At 62.5% G+C, this 14,546-nt stretch carries 10 protein-coding genes; 7 read left to right on the plus strand and 3 right to left on the minus strand.

Annotation, left to right across the window (positions count from 1 at the left end; genetic code table 11):
• Nucleotides 1–94: 94 nt before the first annotated feature.
• On the minus strand, nt 95–859 hold the full coding sequence (locus tag HX814_RS20445) for a LuxR C-terminal-related transcriptional regulator (RefSeq protein ID WP_177008781.1): 765 nt from the start codon (nt 857–859) through the stop codon (nt 95–97).
• A 93-nt stretch (nt 860–952) separates the two neighbouring features.
• Here HX814_RS20445 and HX814_RS20450 point away from each other — a divergent pair, with 93 nt between their 5' ends.
• The 5 genes from HX814_RS20450 (at nt 953) to HX814_RS20470 (ending at nt 5,689) form a co-directional block, all read left to right on the plus strand.
• On the plus strand, nt 953–1,774 hold the full coding sequence (locus HX814_RS20450; protein WP_003216449.1) for a carbon-nitrogen hydrolase family protein: 822 nt from the start codon (nt 953–955) through the stop codon (nt 1,772–1,774).
• Nucleotides 1,775–2,002: 228 nt separating this feature from the next.
• Nucleotides 2,003–3,328 (plus strand): APC family permease, encoded by a 1,326-nt coding sequence (locus HX814_RS20455; RefSeq protein WP_177015427.1) that lies wholly within the window; start codon nt 2,003–2,005, stop codon nt 3,326–3,328.
• 100 nt (nt 3,329–3,428) lie between these two features.
• A complete protein-coding gene (locus HX814_RS20460) occupies nt 3,429–3,701 on the plus strand; it encodes a type B 50S ribosomal protein L31 (protein ID WP_003216453.1) in 273 nt (90 codons plus the stop codon).
• A 182-nt stretch (nt 3,702–3,883) separates the two neighbouring features.
• A complete protein-coding gene (locus tag HX814_RS20465) occupies nt 3,884–5,230 on the plus strand; it encodes an HD domain-containing phosphohydrolase (protein ID WP_023659212.1) in 1,347 nt (448 codons plus the stop codon).
• 48 nt (nt 5,231–5,278) lie between these two features.
• Complete coding sequence (locus HX814_RS20470) at nt 5,279–5,689, plus strand: NUDIX domain-containing protein (RefSeq protein WP_177008783.1); 411 nt, start codon at nt 5,279–5,281, stop codon at nt 5,687–5,689.
• Nucleotides 5,690–5,802: 113 nt separating this feature from the next.
• Here the strand turns inward: HX814_RS20470 and metR are convergent, their stop codons facing one another.
• Together metR and HX814_RS20480 are read right to left on the minus strand one after the other, a co-directional pair.
• Nucleotides 5,803–6,720 carry a transcriptional regulator MetR gene (gene metR / locus HX814_RS20475; RefSeq protein ID WP_003216460.1) on the minus strand — a complete coding sequence of 306 codons (918 nt, stop codon included), beginning with the start codon at nt 6,718–6,720 and terminating at the stop codon, nt 5,803–5,805.
• Nucleotides 6,721–6,816: 96 nt separating this feature from the next.
• Nucleotides 6,817–12,393 (minus strand): dermonecrotic toxin domain-containing protein, encoded by a 5,577-nt coding sequence (locus HX814_RS20480; RefSeq protein WP_177008784.1) that lies wholly within the window; start codon nt 12,391–12,393, stop codon nt 6,817–6,819.
• A gap of 203 nt (nt 12,394–12,596) precedes the next feature.
• Here HX814_RS20480 and HX814_RS20485 point away from each other — a divergent pair, with 203 nt between their 5' ends.
• Nucleotides 12,597–13,616 (plus strand): alpha/beta fold hydrolase, encoded by a 1,020-nt coding sequence (locus HX814_RS20485; RefSeq protein ID WP_032899419.1) that lies wholly within the window; start codon nt 12,597–12,599, stop codon nt 13,614–13,616.
• 62 nt (nt 13,617–13,678) lie between these two features.
• Nucleotides 13,679–14,335: a DsbA family oxidoreductase gene (locus HX814_RS20490; RefSeq protein WP_177008785.1), complete on the plus strand. Its 657-nt coding sequence runs from the start codon at nt 13,679–13,681 to the stop codon at nt 14,333–14,335.
• Nucleotides 14,336–14,546 lie beyond the last annotated feature (211 nt).

The raw sequence follows: 14,546 nt of genomic DNA on the forward strand, positions 1-14,546 counted from the left end.
TTGCTCGCGAAGGTCGTTAACGATAGCGCGGTTGTCTGGATGACCGCGGTGCATTGACGTTTTTCGCGAGCAAGCTCGCTCCTACAGGGCTCGATCAGGCGTTTTGCGCCTGCAGAAAAATCGAGAACAGCTCCGACTGGGATTTGATCCCCAGCTTGCTGTACATGTGTTTCTTATGGACTTTCACGGTTTCAACAGAGATTTCCAGCTTACGAGCGATTTCCTTGCTGGAGCAACCACTGAGCATCAAACGGCCCACATCCAGCTCGCGCGCGGTGAGTTGCGCGCCCCAGCCATCGTTGTGGATCGGCTGCTCCGGAGCGCTCACCTGGTTGAGTTCATGGGGCAGGCGCTGGCGCAGCAAGCCCAGTACCCACGGTTGAATCAGCGACAGCAGGGCAATCTGCTGTGGGTCAAAGCGCTGTTTGGAGCCCAGGGACAGGCACAGGGTTCGCCCGTCCGGTTGCTGGCAGTTGAACTGGATTTCATCGGCCACCACGTTCAACCGGAAGTAGCGCTGGTAATACTCGGTCAGCTCGAAATGCTCCGGGGCCACTTCGGCCAGGCGAAACAGCCCGGTGCGCGAGTGTTCGCGGCTGGCGATGTAGAAGGGATCGAGCAGGTATAAACCGTTGAGGTAATCCTGGAACAGATGGTCGGGTTCGCCGTCCTGGCCCGGGCATTCGGCGAACACCAGGGGTTTGTGCTCGCTGCTGAACAGCAACACCACCCAACTGTCGAACGGCACATATTGGTCCAGCAACCGGATCAGCTGCGTCCAGAAATTCGGCTGGTCCAGGGCGTCTATCATCTGCCCCACCGAACGGTGCCAGGCGATGTCTTCCAGCGACAATGTCATGCATCTACCCCCATAGGGTTAACCCGGCTGCGTGATTTCCCGAGTGTTCGCGGCTGCGCATACTGCGCCACAGATAAAGAACAAGGAATCACCATGAAGGTCGAATTTGCCCAGCTGGCAGGCCGCGATAACGGCACAGCTTACAACCTTGAGCGCGCGTTGGCGGCGATTGCTGCGTGTGCGGCGGATACCCAATTGGTCGTATTCCCGGAAACCCATCTGATGGGCTTCCCGACCGCCGGCACCGTGGCCGAGGTGGCCGAGCCGGTGGACGGCCCGACCGTCCAGGCGATTATCCAGGCCGCCCGTGCGCGCAATATCGCCGTGGTCATCGGCATGGCCGAGAGCGACGCGGGCCAATTCTATAACACCACCTTGATGATCACCCCGGACGGCATCGCCCTGCGCTATCGCAAGACCCACCTGTGGGCCTCGGACCGCGGCGTCTTCACCCCGGGTGACCGCTACGCCACCTGCGTGTGGAACGGCGTGCGAGTTGGCCTGTTGATCTGCTACGACATCGAATTCCCGGAAACCGCCCGGGCCCTGGCGCAGTTGGGCGCTGAAGTGTTGATCGTCACCAACGGCAACATGGACCCGTACGGCCCCACCCACCGCACCGCGATCATGGCCCGCGCCCAGGAAAACCAGGCGTTCGCGCTGATGGTCAACCGGGTGGAAGAGGGCGACGACGGCCTGATGTTCGCCGGTGGCAGTGCGCTGGTCGATCCGTTCGGCAGCTTGCTGTTTGAAGCCGGGCGCGGGGAAGGGCAGTTCAGCGTTGAACTGGACCTGGGACAACTGGCGGCGGCGCGACAGGACTATCGCTACCTGGATGACCAGCGCTTGAAATTGCCGGGGGAGGTGATTGAGCGCGAGGACGGGACGCGGGAATTGTTGATCCCCAAACCCTGACACGGGTCTCGTGGCAAGGATGCTGTTGTGGCGAGGGGGCTTGTCCCCCGTTGGAGTGCGAAGCGCTCCCGCTTTTTCTGGGGCCGCTTCGCAGCCCAACGGGGGACAAGCCCCCTCGCCACAGAAGCTGCATTTCACCAAAAAGCTGCTTCAACCATAAAAATTATTGCGTTCGCTGCACCGACTTCAGTTCTGCCATAAATCTAATAATTGCGCGGAGAATCGCTCATGGCTCGTTTGCAACGCACCCTGTCGTTAGGGTCGGTGGTGCTGTTTGGCATCGCCTATATGACACCGATCATTGTCCTGGGCACCTTCGGTATCCTGGCGCAATCCACCGCCGGCATGGTCCCGGCCGCTTACCTGGCCGCCCTGGTGGCGATGTTCTTCACCGCCATGAGCTACGGCCGCATGGCCTCGGCGTTCCCGGTGGCCGGGTCCGCCTACAGCTATGTGCGCAAGGCCATCAGCCCCAAGCTCGGGTTTATCGCCGGTTGGGCGGTGTTGCTCGACTACCTGTTCCTGCCCATGGCCATCTGGCTGATCGGCGCGGCCTACCTGCATTCGGCCTTCCCGGCCGTGCCGCAATGGGTCTGGGTACTGGCGTTTATCGGGGGCACCAGTGTGATCAACATCATCGGCCTGAAACTTGCCAACGGCATCAACGCCTTGCTGATGCTGGTGCAGTTCCTGGTGCTGGTCGCCTTCGTCGCGCTGTGCATCCACTACATCGGCGGTGATGCGAGCAAGCCGCTGTGGACCATCACCCCGTTCTTCAACGGCCAGATGCAAATGCCGTTGATCATGAGCGGTGCGGCGATCGCCTGCTATTCGTTCCTGGGCTTTGACGCGGTCAGCACCCTGACCGAAGAAACCCGCGACCCGCGCCGCACGATTCCCCGGGCGATCATGCTGATCACCCTGATCGGCGGGCTGATCTTCGTCGGTGTGTCGTACTTCGTGCAGATCGCCCACCCATCGTTCGAGTTCACCGACGTGGATTCTGCCGCCTACGAGATTGCCCGCAACATTGGCGGCGACCTGTTTGTGTCGATCTTCCTGATCGGCCTGATCGTCGGCCAGTTCGCCTCGGGGCTGTCAGCGCAGGCCAGTGGTTCGCGGTTGCTGTTTGCGATGGGGCGCGACGGGGTGTTGCCCAAGTCGTTCTTCGGTACCTTGCACGCGCGCTTCGGTACGCCGGTCAACAGCATCCTGCTGTGCGCGGTGGTTGCGTTACTGGCGTTGAGACTGGACGTCACCACCTCCACCTCGTTCATCAACTTCGGTGCGTTCCTGGCTTTCAGCCTGGTGAACCTGTCGGTGATCTTCCACTACTGGATCGGTGCCAAGCAGCGCGGTTTGCGGGAGTTGGTGCTGTTCCTGGTGTTCCCGACCATCGGCCTGGTGGCGGATTTGTGGTTGATGGTCAGCCTTGATCACCTGGCGATTTACCTGGGCCTGAGCTGGTTGGCGATTGGCCTGCTGTACCTGGGTTTCCTGACGCGGGGCTTCTCCCGGCAGCCCCCGGAAATGGACTTCCAGGAAGCCGCATAGAAGCTCGGGGTCTATTCTTATTGCAATCGGTTCTCGTTTGGGTGCATCATTTGTGTTACTGTATAACACTTGATGTTCACCCAGACGCCCCGGAGGCCTTATGAAACCTGGTATCCACCCCGACTACCGCACCGTGTTGTTCCATGACACCGCCGCCGACGTTTTCTTCCTGATCGGTTCCACCGTGGAAACCGACCGTACGCAACAACACAGCGACGGCAACACCTATCCCTACGTGCTCCTGGACGTGTCCAGTGCCTCGCACCCGGTGTACACCGGCCAACAGCGCAAGACCCAGTCCGAAGGCCGCATCGCCGGCTTCAACAAGCGATTTGCATCGTTTGGTTCGGCCGGTAAAACCGCCGAGGCGTGATGCACCGCGCGTTACCTCAGGGCCGCTTCATTCAATGAAGTGGCCCTTTTTTATGCCCATCTGACGAAGTGATATCTCAAGGCCATCACCGCAAAGAAAAACCGACTAAACTGCTGGGTAATGGCCAGGAGGCTGTTACCTTGACCGTAGGACACGCACATCGACGCTATACGAGGTGCCCCATGGGAGAGTCAGTGACCTTCGCAAATCCCGACCGCCCGGTGGTGCTGTTGATTGACGCACACCCGGACGTGCTGGACCGCCTGACGCAGTTGCTGCGCCTGGAACCCTTTGAATTATGCAGCGCCACCGACGCCGCTCACGCGCTGGCGATTCTGGCGCAGCAACCCGTCGACCTGGTGATGAGTGCCGCGCGCCTGCCGGACATGGACGGCGCCACCCTGCTTGCGCAGATCCACCATGATTACCCGCACACCGTGCGCATCCTGCTGACCGGTGAAACCGACCTGACGCTGATCATCAAAGCCATCAACGAAGGGCAGATCTACCGCTACCTGAGCAAACCCTGGAAAGACGAAGAACTGCTGCTGGCGTTGCGGCAATCCCTGGCCCATCAACACTCCGAGCGTGAGCGCCTGCGCCTGGAGCAATTGACCCGCCAGCAGAACGACGAACTCAAGCAACTCAACGCCAGCCTGGAAAAACGCGTGGCCTCGCGCACCAGCGAGCTGCAGCAAACCGCTGACATGCTCGACCTGGCCTACGAAGAACTCAAACACAGCTACGCCACCGGCACCGAAGTGTTCTCGCTGCTGGCCAACCTGCGCTTGCCCCGAGCCAAGCAAACCAACCGGCAGATCATCGAGCTGGTGCGCACCTGGTGCCACGGCCGCGGCCTGGATGAGGCCAGCAATCGCGACCTGACCATGGCCGCCGCGCTCTACAACATCGGCAAGTTGAGTTGGAGCGACAACATGATGGTCTCTCCCAGCGACCTGCTGCACAGCACCTACCGTGAGCGGTACCGGGCGTATCCGGCCCAGAGCGAATCGTTGCTGATGACCCTGGAACCGATGAAAGACGCGGCACGCTTGATCCGCCATCACCAGGAACGCTGGGACGGCAGCGGCTTTCCCGACCACCTCAAGGGCGAAGCAATACCTGTGGGTTCGCGCCTGTTGAAACTGGCGGTGGACTTCATCGAATTGCAACGCGGCTTGATCCTTGAGCGGCAGATGAACAGCGACGAAGCGCTGCTCTACATCCGCAAATACGCCGGGCGCCTTTACGACCCGGACATGGTCGAGGACTTCATCCAGGCCTGCGCCGCGTTCCTCAGCGACGTGACCCTGGGCGACCCGTCGGTGAAGGTCCTGACCACCCGCGAACTGGCCGAAGGCATGGTGCTGGCGCGCAACCTCAACGCCGACAACGGCATGCTGCTGCTCAACGCCGGCAAGGTGTTGAACCTGCCGCTGGTGGACAAGCTGATTGCGTTCGAGGCCATGGAAGGGGCGAAGTACAGCGTGTTCATCAAGGAGCCGGATGAGGCACTGCTTTCGGGGTGAGACCGGTTCATGGGATCCTTGCACCTTTGTATTCAAGGCGACCTTTTCATGACCTCCACCATTCGCATCGCCGCCGCCCTGCTGATCGGCAGCGACGGCCAGACCCTGCTGGTACGCAAGCGCGGCACCCAGGCCTTCATGCAGCCGGGCGGCAAGATCGATGCCGGCGAGCAACCCGCAGAGGCTTTGGCCCGTGAGCTGCACGAAGAACTGGGCCTGCGAGTTGATCCGGCGGCGGCTGTGTACCTTGGGCAGTTCTCGGCGCCGGCGGTGAATGAGCCGGGGTTTGTGGTGCAGGCCGAATTGTTCCAGGTGCACATCGACGTGCCTGTGACACCGGCTGCCGAGATTGAAGAGGTGCGCTGGATCGACCCGGCCGGTGACGGCGGTTTGCAGCTTGCGCCGCTGACTCGGGATTTGATTCTGCCGTTCTACCGCGCCTCTCTGATCCCTGCCTGATCTTGTGGCGAGGGAGCTTGCTCCCGCTGGGGCGCGAAGCGGCCCCAGGATTTTTGGGTCTGCTGCGCAGCCCAGCGGGAGCAAGCTCCCTCGCCACAGGTATCCGCTACAGGTCAGCGAACGGCGCTGACGCCGTCCAGGGTCGAAAACGAGGTGTCCTTGGCCGTCAGCAGAAAATCACGCATGTACGGCGCGTCCAGCATGTCGGCGCGAATCCCGGCGTACAGCGTGGCAAACAAACCTTTCTCCCCCAGCCGCTTGGCCTTCACATACCCCCGGGAGCTGTATTCATGCAGCGCCCAATGGGGCATGCCGCACACGCCGCGACCGCTGGCCACCAACTGCATCATCATCACCGTCAGTTCCGAGGTGCGCACCTGGGCCGGTTCTACATCCGCCGGTTCCAGGAAGCGGGTGAAGATGTCCAGGCGATCCCGCTCCACCGGGTAGGTGATCAGGGTTTCGCTGATCAGGTCTTCGGGCACGATGTACGGCTTGTTCGCCAGCGGGTGCTGGTTGGCCACGGCGAGCATGGCTTCGTAGGTGAACAGCGGTACATAGGTGATGCCCGGCAGCTCCAGCGGGTCCGAGGTCACCACCAGGTCCAGGTCGCCACGGGCCAAGGCCGGCAGCGGCGCGAAGGCGAAGCCGGAGGCCAGGTCCAGCTCGACTTCCGGCCAGGCATCGCGGAACTGGTCGATGGTCGGCATCAACCACTGGAAGCAACTGTGGCACTCGATGGCCATGTGCAAACGCCCGGCCGTGCCGCCGGCCAGGCGCGCGATGTCGCGTTCGGCACCGCGCAGCAAGGGCAGGGTGGCGTCCGCCAGTTGCAGCAGGCGCAGGCCGGCGCTGGTGAAGCGCAGCGGCTTGGTCTTGCGCACGAATAACTGCATGCCCATGCGCTCTTCCAGTTCCTTGAACTGGTGGGAGAGCGCTGATTGCGTCAGGTGCAGGCGCTCAGCGGCCTCCACCAGGCTGTCGGCTTCGCGCAAGGCGTGCAGGGTCTTGAGATGGCGGATTTCGAGCACGGGGTCTCCATGAATATAACTTGTGACAAATTCGGATCGGTTGAGTTTGTCTCATGTTGATAGGCCTGTCGACCGTCGTGCTCAAGTCCCGCCGCCTCACACCCCGGCAAAGTGCCGGGTGGCCAGCGCTCGCCCGATATTGCCGCGCCAGATAGGGTCCACCGCGGCCCCGGCTTGCGCCTGGGCGACTTGCCATTGCAGGCCCAGGTTGCGCTGCTCGGGAATCTTCAAGTGGGCCTTGATGAACTCGTCGAACTGCGCCCCGGCCTTGTCGTAATGAAAGTGCGCGTACCACAGGGTGGCGGGCGGCGTTTGTGTCAGGTCCTGAACCACGTATTCCTGAAGATAATCCGCCCGTCCTTTCTTGCCTTCATTGAGGTTGCGGGCCGGTTCGCCCTTGCGAATCTCCACCACCCGTTGTTCGCGAAGGTAGTCCAGATAGCCTTCGGTAGGGGTTTTGCTGGCGAGGGTCTGGCGGATTCGCAGGTTGCGGCCCTTGATGGTCAGCTCCGCGGCCTTGGCCCGCAGTTGGCGCACGAGGTCCTCGGTGGGGTCCAGGCGTTCCAGGCGATTGGCCCGCAGGTTCAACTCGGCCGCTTCACTAACAAGCAGGTGTTCGAGGTCCACCGGCAGCATTTTTTGCTCGGTGTAGGCGGTGGCGCGGCTTTCGTACAGCCCGACGTTGTCCAGGCGAGCCCTGGCTTCGCTCACCACGAACGGCTTGACGTTGGACTCCGGCGGCGCGGGTTCCGAGGCGGCATTGTCCTTGAGCCGGGACTTGCCGCCGGGGCCCTTCACCCAGGTCTCGACGCGCCCGCTGGCGCTCTCAACCTGGTAAGTGGTGGCTTGGGTTTGTGGGTCGATGCTCTCGGTGCCCACCAGGGAAATATTGTCCTCGGTGTCGAATACCCGCCGTACAGGTTGCCCGGCCGGTGGGCGGCTTGCCGGCGACTCCTTGATGGCCCGGCGAGCCAGTTCGATCATCTGGTCAATGTCGACGAAAAACGCACTGAGTTGCGCCTGGTCGAAATGCTGCGGGTAACCGAGGTTCCAGGTGCGGATGGTCAGCCGGAATTGTTCATAGGCCTGTATGCAGTCTTCCAGCACCTTGCGCCGCTGTGTGATGTTGGCGCTGGCGTTGGGCAGTTCAAAATGCGAAGCCCATGCCCGGTTGACTTTGGCGTAGCTGTCCCGGGCCTGGGCCCGCAAGTAGAACCAAGACAGCTCGGCAACTTCGGGGTAAGTCTCAAGGGTATCGAAGCGGTGTAAGAATTTCAGGTGCGTGCGGTAGCTGTCATTGAGCGTACGTCGGAATTGCTCCAGCATCGGGCTTAGCCGGGTACGGTGGGCGGCATCGGTAACCTGATCGAACCAGCGGTTGAACTGGGAAAAGTCGGCATCGATCCGGTCCAGGTCACGCAGAATCTCGCTGCTGATCCTTTTACGCTGCCGCAGGATCTCCAGCATGGCGGGAACGATTGCCAAGGTGTCGAAAACCTCGGGGGAGATAGCGGTCATGTTATGGGTTCCAAGCTCCAGGATCCGTGCCTCGATCTGCTTGAAGTGATAGCGCGCCCGGTTCAGGGTGGTCAGGGTCAGGCGCGCCGCATTGCGGCTCATGTCCTCTCTGATCGCGCGCTGGCGGTTGCCGCTGGTAAAGGGCACGAACTCCGTCAGTTCCTGATACTGGCGGCTGTACAGTTCGATGTCCTGCTCGAAGGCTCTGCGGATCGCCGGGCCTGCGCTGTCGGTGCGGGCCATCAGTTCTTCGGTTCGGTTAATGGAGAGCGCAATCAGGTCTTCGCGGCTGTTGATACTGTTGGCCAGCGCCTGTTGGCGGCGCAGGGCGCGGTCGGTCCACCAGCGTGGCAAGTAATCACGGATCGACTGGGGCCAGATCGGATCAAGCACTTCGGCCATATGCCCGAGCACGCTGCCGCCACCCGCCAGGCCGCCCTTGAATGCGCTGCCGTAGACGCCGTAGTGAGTGTCCCATTCGCCGTTTTCATCCAGGGCAATCGGCTGCTTGTAGGTTTTGCTGCGGGTCGGGCTCAGGCGCCAGTCCAGGGGATCGCCGGCCAGCTCAACCTGATAGATGCGCCCGCGCCGCACGATGAAGTCGCCTTCGGTATGCCGGTACACATTGCGATAAAAACCGTGGGTCTGCGGTTGCAGCCCGGCCAGCGAGATCACTCCTTCATATTCATAACCGGCGAAACGCTGTGCCGCCCGCCGAGCCTGGGTGACCGAGGGCAGGTGCAGGCTGGCGGCGCTGCTGGCCAGATGGCGCAATTGACGCTGGCGCGTGGCAGCGCGGGCGTTGATCGGCAGGGCGAGGCTGCCCGGCAGAATGTCCATGGCGCAGTCGATCAGCGACAACAGCACCGCCTCGACCTCGGCCAGGCCATGGCCGACGTTCCCGCGCAGGAACGCAGCAGTGGCCAGGTTGGCACTGGACCAGGCGTCATACAACGCGACGACCGAACCCACGAAAGGCACCAGCCCCAGGGCGATTTTCAGGTAGTTGAAGATCAGCCCGGCGCGCAGCGCATTCTGCTCCAGCAACAAGGCCGCGTTGGAGCGCGAGGTCGCGCGGTGCGCTTCTATGACGCGGCCCATATGGGCGTTCAGCAAATGGGCGGCCAGCGAGGTGGTGGCCGGCCACGGGGTTCCGACGGCAAAGACCGGATCAAAATTCCGTTGCTGGGCCTGGGCGATCCGGGCGAGGTGGGCGGCGGTGTCGCCCTTGATGGCCAGGCCGGCCAGGTAGGCGCTCATGCCGCTGACCAGGCTGAGGTCGTAGAGCGCCTTGCGGGCCAGTTCCAGGCTCGGGTAGCGCCGCAGGTCCTGGTTGTCCGGGCTGTTCGGCAGGTACAGCAGGGTCAGGCCGGAGACTTGTTCCTGAATAAACGTGACCCCTGACAGGGTGGTCGGACCGAAGTCGGTATCTTCACCGCCCGCACTCAGCGTGGCCGGCAACAGCACGATTTTCTTGTCTTCCACCTGCCAGGCATCCGCGTTGTCGGCGTCGATGGCGATGTTCAGCAGCCGCAGATCGTTGTCGTCGAATCGCCCCAGGGCCCGGGCGCGTTTGCCCTGCAGCATGAGCATCAGGCGCAGCGGCTCGGTCAGGCATTCGCGACGGTGCTGCGTGGTGAAAGGCGCCGCCGCGGGATCACCGAGGAAGGTGCGGGTGATCAAGCTTTCGTAGGCTCCGGCGAGGTCCAGCTCCTTGACCAGGGTCTTCAGGTATTCCAGGGACAGGCCGGTGGTCAGCCGGGTGGTTTCAGGGGCATTGGGGCCGGAGACATCGAGCTTCATGTAGGTCAGGCGCTGGGCCAGCGTCGGGTCGATGTTTTGCTGGGCCAGTTGCAACAATGACAGGGTGCTGCGGCGGGTACTGGGCACCGTCACATACTTGAACGGTGTACCCGGGCCCGCGTATTCGGACAGGTATTCGCGCTCCTGGCTGACCGTATCGGGCAGGTCCAGTTGCACCGACCAGGTGTGTTCAAGCTGGAAGTCTTCGCGCAGGCGTTGGTCCAGGCGGCGCTGGCCGAAGTCGTCGAAGGGTTCCAGCTCGCGCTCGAGCAGTCGCTGCGAGCGATGCAGGGCGCTGATCTGCGCGTGTATCAGGTGCTTGAGCGCCAGGCGTTCATCTGCCGGCAACTGGCTCAACTCCCCAGGCAGTGCCCCGGCCAGGGTGCTGCTGCGTTGTTGCTCGAGCAGTTGTCCATACGCCAGTTCCCGCGCCGGGCACACCGGGGTTTGCAGGGTAAACAGGGTTTGCTCTTTGAGTCTGTCCAGGCCTTCGGTTCGCTCCTGGCCGAACGGAGGCACCGGGAAGAGGGAGATCAGCGCATACGCCTGTTGTTCGCTGGCGTACAGCTGCTGTTGCAACGAGTATTCAATCGGGTCGCCGGTGAGCAGCGACAATTGCAGGGTGACGTCCTGCGCTTCGCTCGACAGCTTGAACAGCGAGTGTTCCAGGGCTTGGCGGGATTCGAAACGCTGCAGGCCCCCTGCATTGCCGGGCCAGTACAGCAACAGGCTGTGGGGCGCCGAAGAGGTCAGCGCGCTGGTCTGGGTGATGAGCAACAGGCCTGTCAGTTCCTCGGAACCTTCCCTTGGGTCACGGCTGGAGAGGATAAGGCGGGTCACCGCGACAGCCGGGCGGCGTTCCGGGGCCGCGGGGTGTTCCGTGACGGCCAGGAGCAGGCCGTGTTCTTCATCGCTGATCTGCTGGAGCGCATGCTGGATGGCGCCCTCGGCGCGCAGGGCGGCGAGCCGCGCCTGGTAGAGCGCGTCATAGTCCGGATTGGGTTTTTGCCGCAGCTCAAGTTGATCGAGGGCAGCTTTTTTGGCCAGCAGGCCGCTGGCGGCATCATTGCCGGCCTGCTCTGCGTCTTTCAGCGCTTGCATCAAACCCTTCAACTGCACCAGCCGGGCGGTTTGCTCAGGGCCATCGCCCAGGAAGCGTTCCAGTGCGCTGCGTTGCAGCCTGATCGCGGCCCAGCGCTGGCCCAGGGCAATGTCGGCGCTGAGGTGGCCGAAGGGCAAGGCAGGAGGCAGGTCGTCAGCGTCCGGGCCGGGCGTAGCTGCCGGTTGATGCGGTGCGATAAGCATCGGGATTTCCCGGCGCTGGCTGTCCAGGCGGTCGGCATCATCCAGGGCATGGCTGGCGTAACGGGCCAGGTCACTGCCATTGCGATGACGGTTGCGCAGGCTTTCCAGCTGAGCCGCGTGCAGGTGCGACAGCAGGTCCAGAATGCCGTGCTCCAGGGGTTCGGTGCGCGAGCTGTATTCGACGGTGACAGCGTCAGCCGCGACGTCCGGCGGGATCAGTTGCTGATGCGCTGCGACCAGCCACTGTTCCATGTCGCGGCGTTGGCTGAAGACCATCACGCCGGGTTGCCGGCAGGGCAGGTACAGGGTTTGTGTCAACAGCGGCTCCTGGCCCACGGAGATGACCCAGGCGCCAGCCAATTTGACCTTGCTCTGGTCGGGCAGCAGCAACGCCAGCTGGCAGGTCTCGACGGGGCGTACGCCATTGGGGGTGGTGACCGGGTTGAGCACTGTCTGCAACGAGATCAGTTGTTGGGCACCCAGCCTTCCCTGGGCATAGGCCGATTGCCCGCAGGCCTCGAAATGCTGGCAGTACAGTTGTGCCGCCCGCTCGCGACGGGACAACGGCGTACCCGGCGCCCGGGTACTCCAATAGTTTTCCCAGCGGGCGCTGAGCAGTTTCCCCAGGCCCAGTGCCTGGAGCCGCTTGAGCAATTGCACGGGCGTGAGGGCTGACAGGCGGTGGGACGCCAGGCCGACCACGGTGCTGCGGGCATCCAGGGTGGGGGAGATGTCTGGAAACTGGCAGATAAAGCCCCAGGCATCCGCCAGGCTGACGAAGTGCTCGTCGTGATCTTCGGTCTTGAGAAAACCCAGGCCGACCGGTGCGGCGCCCAGTTGCCAATGCTCTGTGAGCAGTTGTTCGATGGAGTCGCGCACGCCGGGTGCCTGGGCAATCAGTTGATGCAGCTCCTGTTGGCTGTCGCGCCAGCGCGCTGAGGCTTGCAGGGACAGGCTCTGGTCCTGGAGGCGGGCCTGGCCTGGAAGCGACGGTGAGGCGAAGTCGCTCAGGGTGGCAGACGGGGGAAGTAGGGTGAGGTCACTCATGATGGTGTGTTCATGCTCTGGTGAGACCGGGCTTGCCGGTGAATGCACCATTAAAAAGGCGGGGCCAGGGCGTGAGGTGATAGATAGATACGCGGATGACCGTTGGGCGCCCTTCATCAAACTGTCACTGAACTGTGGCAGCGCGCTTGTACAAAGTTCATCAGACTCGCGCTCTACTGGGGTTCTGCGTTTCGGTGTTTTTCATGCGCGTGTTGTTTTTCATGGCCGCTCTGTTATTCGGCCTGCCGTCCTTTGCGGCTTCTCGATGTGATGTGAATGTCCCGACTGAACGGGTTGATCTGGAACAGGTGAGCCTGGCCTACCAGAGCATTGGTCGTGCCTCCGACCCGGCCTTGCTGCTGGTGATGGGCCTGGGCGGGCAGTTGATCCACTGGCCGGACGAAGTGGTGGTGGCCCTGTGTGAGCAGGGCTTTCGGGTGATTCGTTATGACAACCGTGATGTCGGGCTGTCCACCTGGCGCCAGGCACCGGCCAGCGCCAACCTGACCTTCGAAGTGCTGCGCTACAAGCTCGGCCTGCCGGTGGCGGCGCCCTACACCCTGACCGACATGGCGGACGACGCACTGGGCTTGATGGACGGCTTGCACATCCAGCAATTCCACGTGCTGGGCGCGAGCATGGGCGGCATGATCGCCCAGCACCTGGCGGCCATGGCGCCGCAACGGGTGGAAAGCCTGACGCTGATCATGACCAGCTCCGGCGCCGAAGGCCTGCCGGCACCGAGTGCGGCGCTGGTGCAACTGTTGTCGCGCCGCAGCGCGCCCAATCGTGAAGTGGCCCTGGAACAACAGGCCGACCTGCTGGCGGCGCTGGGCAGTCCTTATGTGAAGGATGATCGCAAGGTGCTGTTGCAGCAGGCGGCGCAGTCGTACGACCGGGCGTTCAACCCTGACGGTGTGAAGCGCCAGATCATGGCGATCCTTGCCGAACCGAGCCGGGTGCCGTTGCTCAATCAACTGCGGGTGCCGACGCTGGTGGTGCATGGCACGGCCGATCCGTTGTTGCCGGTGATGCATGGGGTGCACCTGGCGGCGCATATCCAGGGCAGCCAGTTGCGGCTGATTCCGGGGCTGGCCCATCGTTTCCAGGAGGCGTTCAAGGCGCCGTTGCTGGCGGCGGTCTTGCCCTACTTGCAAGCGCATCGGCAGGATGCGGCGCATTGGGCGCAGATCGACCCGGTGGTGCCTGCGAAGGTTTTGTAAGGGCTTGACGGGGTGTATCGTGGGACCTTTCCGGCGTTTAATGCCAGCGAGGTTGCCTAGTCATGAGTACTCCCCTGAAAATCGATTTCGTCAGCGACGTGTCGTGTCCCTGGTGCATCATTGGCCTGCGTGGCTTGACCGAGGCCCTGGACCAACTGGGTCCGGAGGTGCAGGCCGAGATTCATTTCCAGCCGTTTGAGCTGAACCCCAACATGGCTGCCGAAGGGCAGAACATTACCGAGCACATCACTGAAAAATACGGTTCCACGGCTGAGCAGTCCCAGGCTAACCGGGCGCGGATTCGTGATATGGGTGCGGAGTTGGGGTTTGCGTTTCGTACTGACGGGCAGAGTCGTATCTACAACACGTTTGATGCGCATCGTCTGTTGCATTGGGCGGGGCTTGAGGGGTTGCAGTACAACCTCAAGGAAGCATTGTTCAAGGCGTATTTCACTGACCAGCAGGATCCGTCTGATCACGGGACGTTGGCGGGGATTGCCGAGGGTGTTGGGCTGGATCGTGTGCGGGCAGAGGAAATTCTGGCTTCGGACGAATATGCCGCCGAGGTGCGGGAGCAGGAGCAGTTGTGGGTGTCTCGCGGGGTGACTTCTGTGCCTACCATCGTGTTCAACGATCAGTACGCGGTGAGTGGTGGGCAGCCGGCTGAGGCGTTTGTCGGGGCGATTCGGCAGATTATCAGTGAGGCTGGCAGGGGGTGATGGGGGCATATCCGTTTCTTCGGTAACGGCTGCTTATGGTTCCGCTCTTACAGCGGGTCACTTTTGAAAAGCGCAAAAGTAACCAAAACGCTCTGCCCCGCCTGTCGGCGCCTCGCTTAGGCTCGGCGTTCCCTCACTCCGGCATTGCTCCGCGGGCCGCCGCGACGGGCCATCCATGGCCCGGCGCGGCTAAACCGGCGTCCTGCCGGTT

This window comes from Pseudomonas sp. C8002, from assembly GCF_013385765.1.
Classification (GTDB): Bacteria; Pseudomonadota; Gammaproteobacteria; order Pseudomonadales; family Pseudomonadaceae; genus Aquipseudomonas.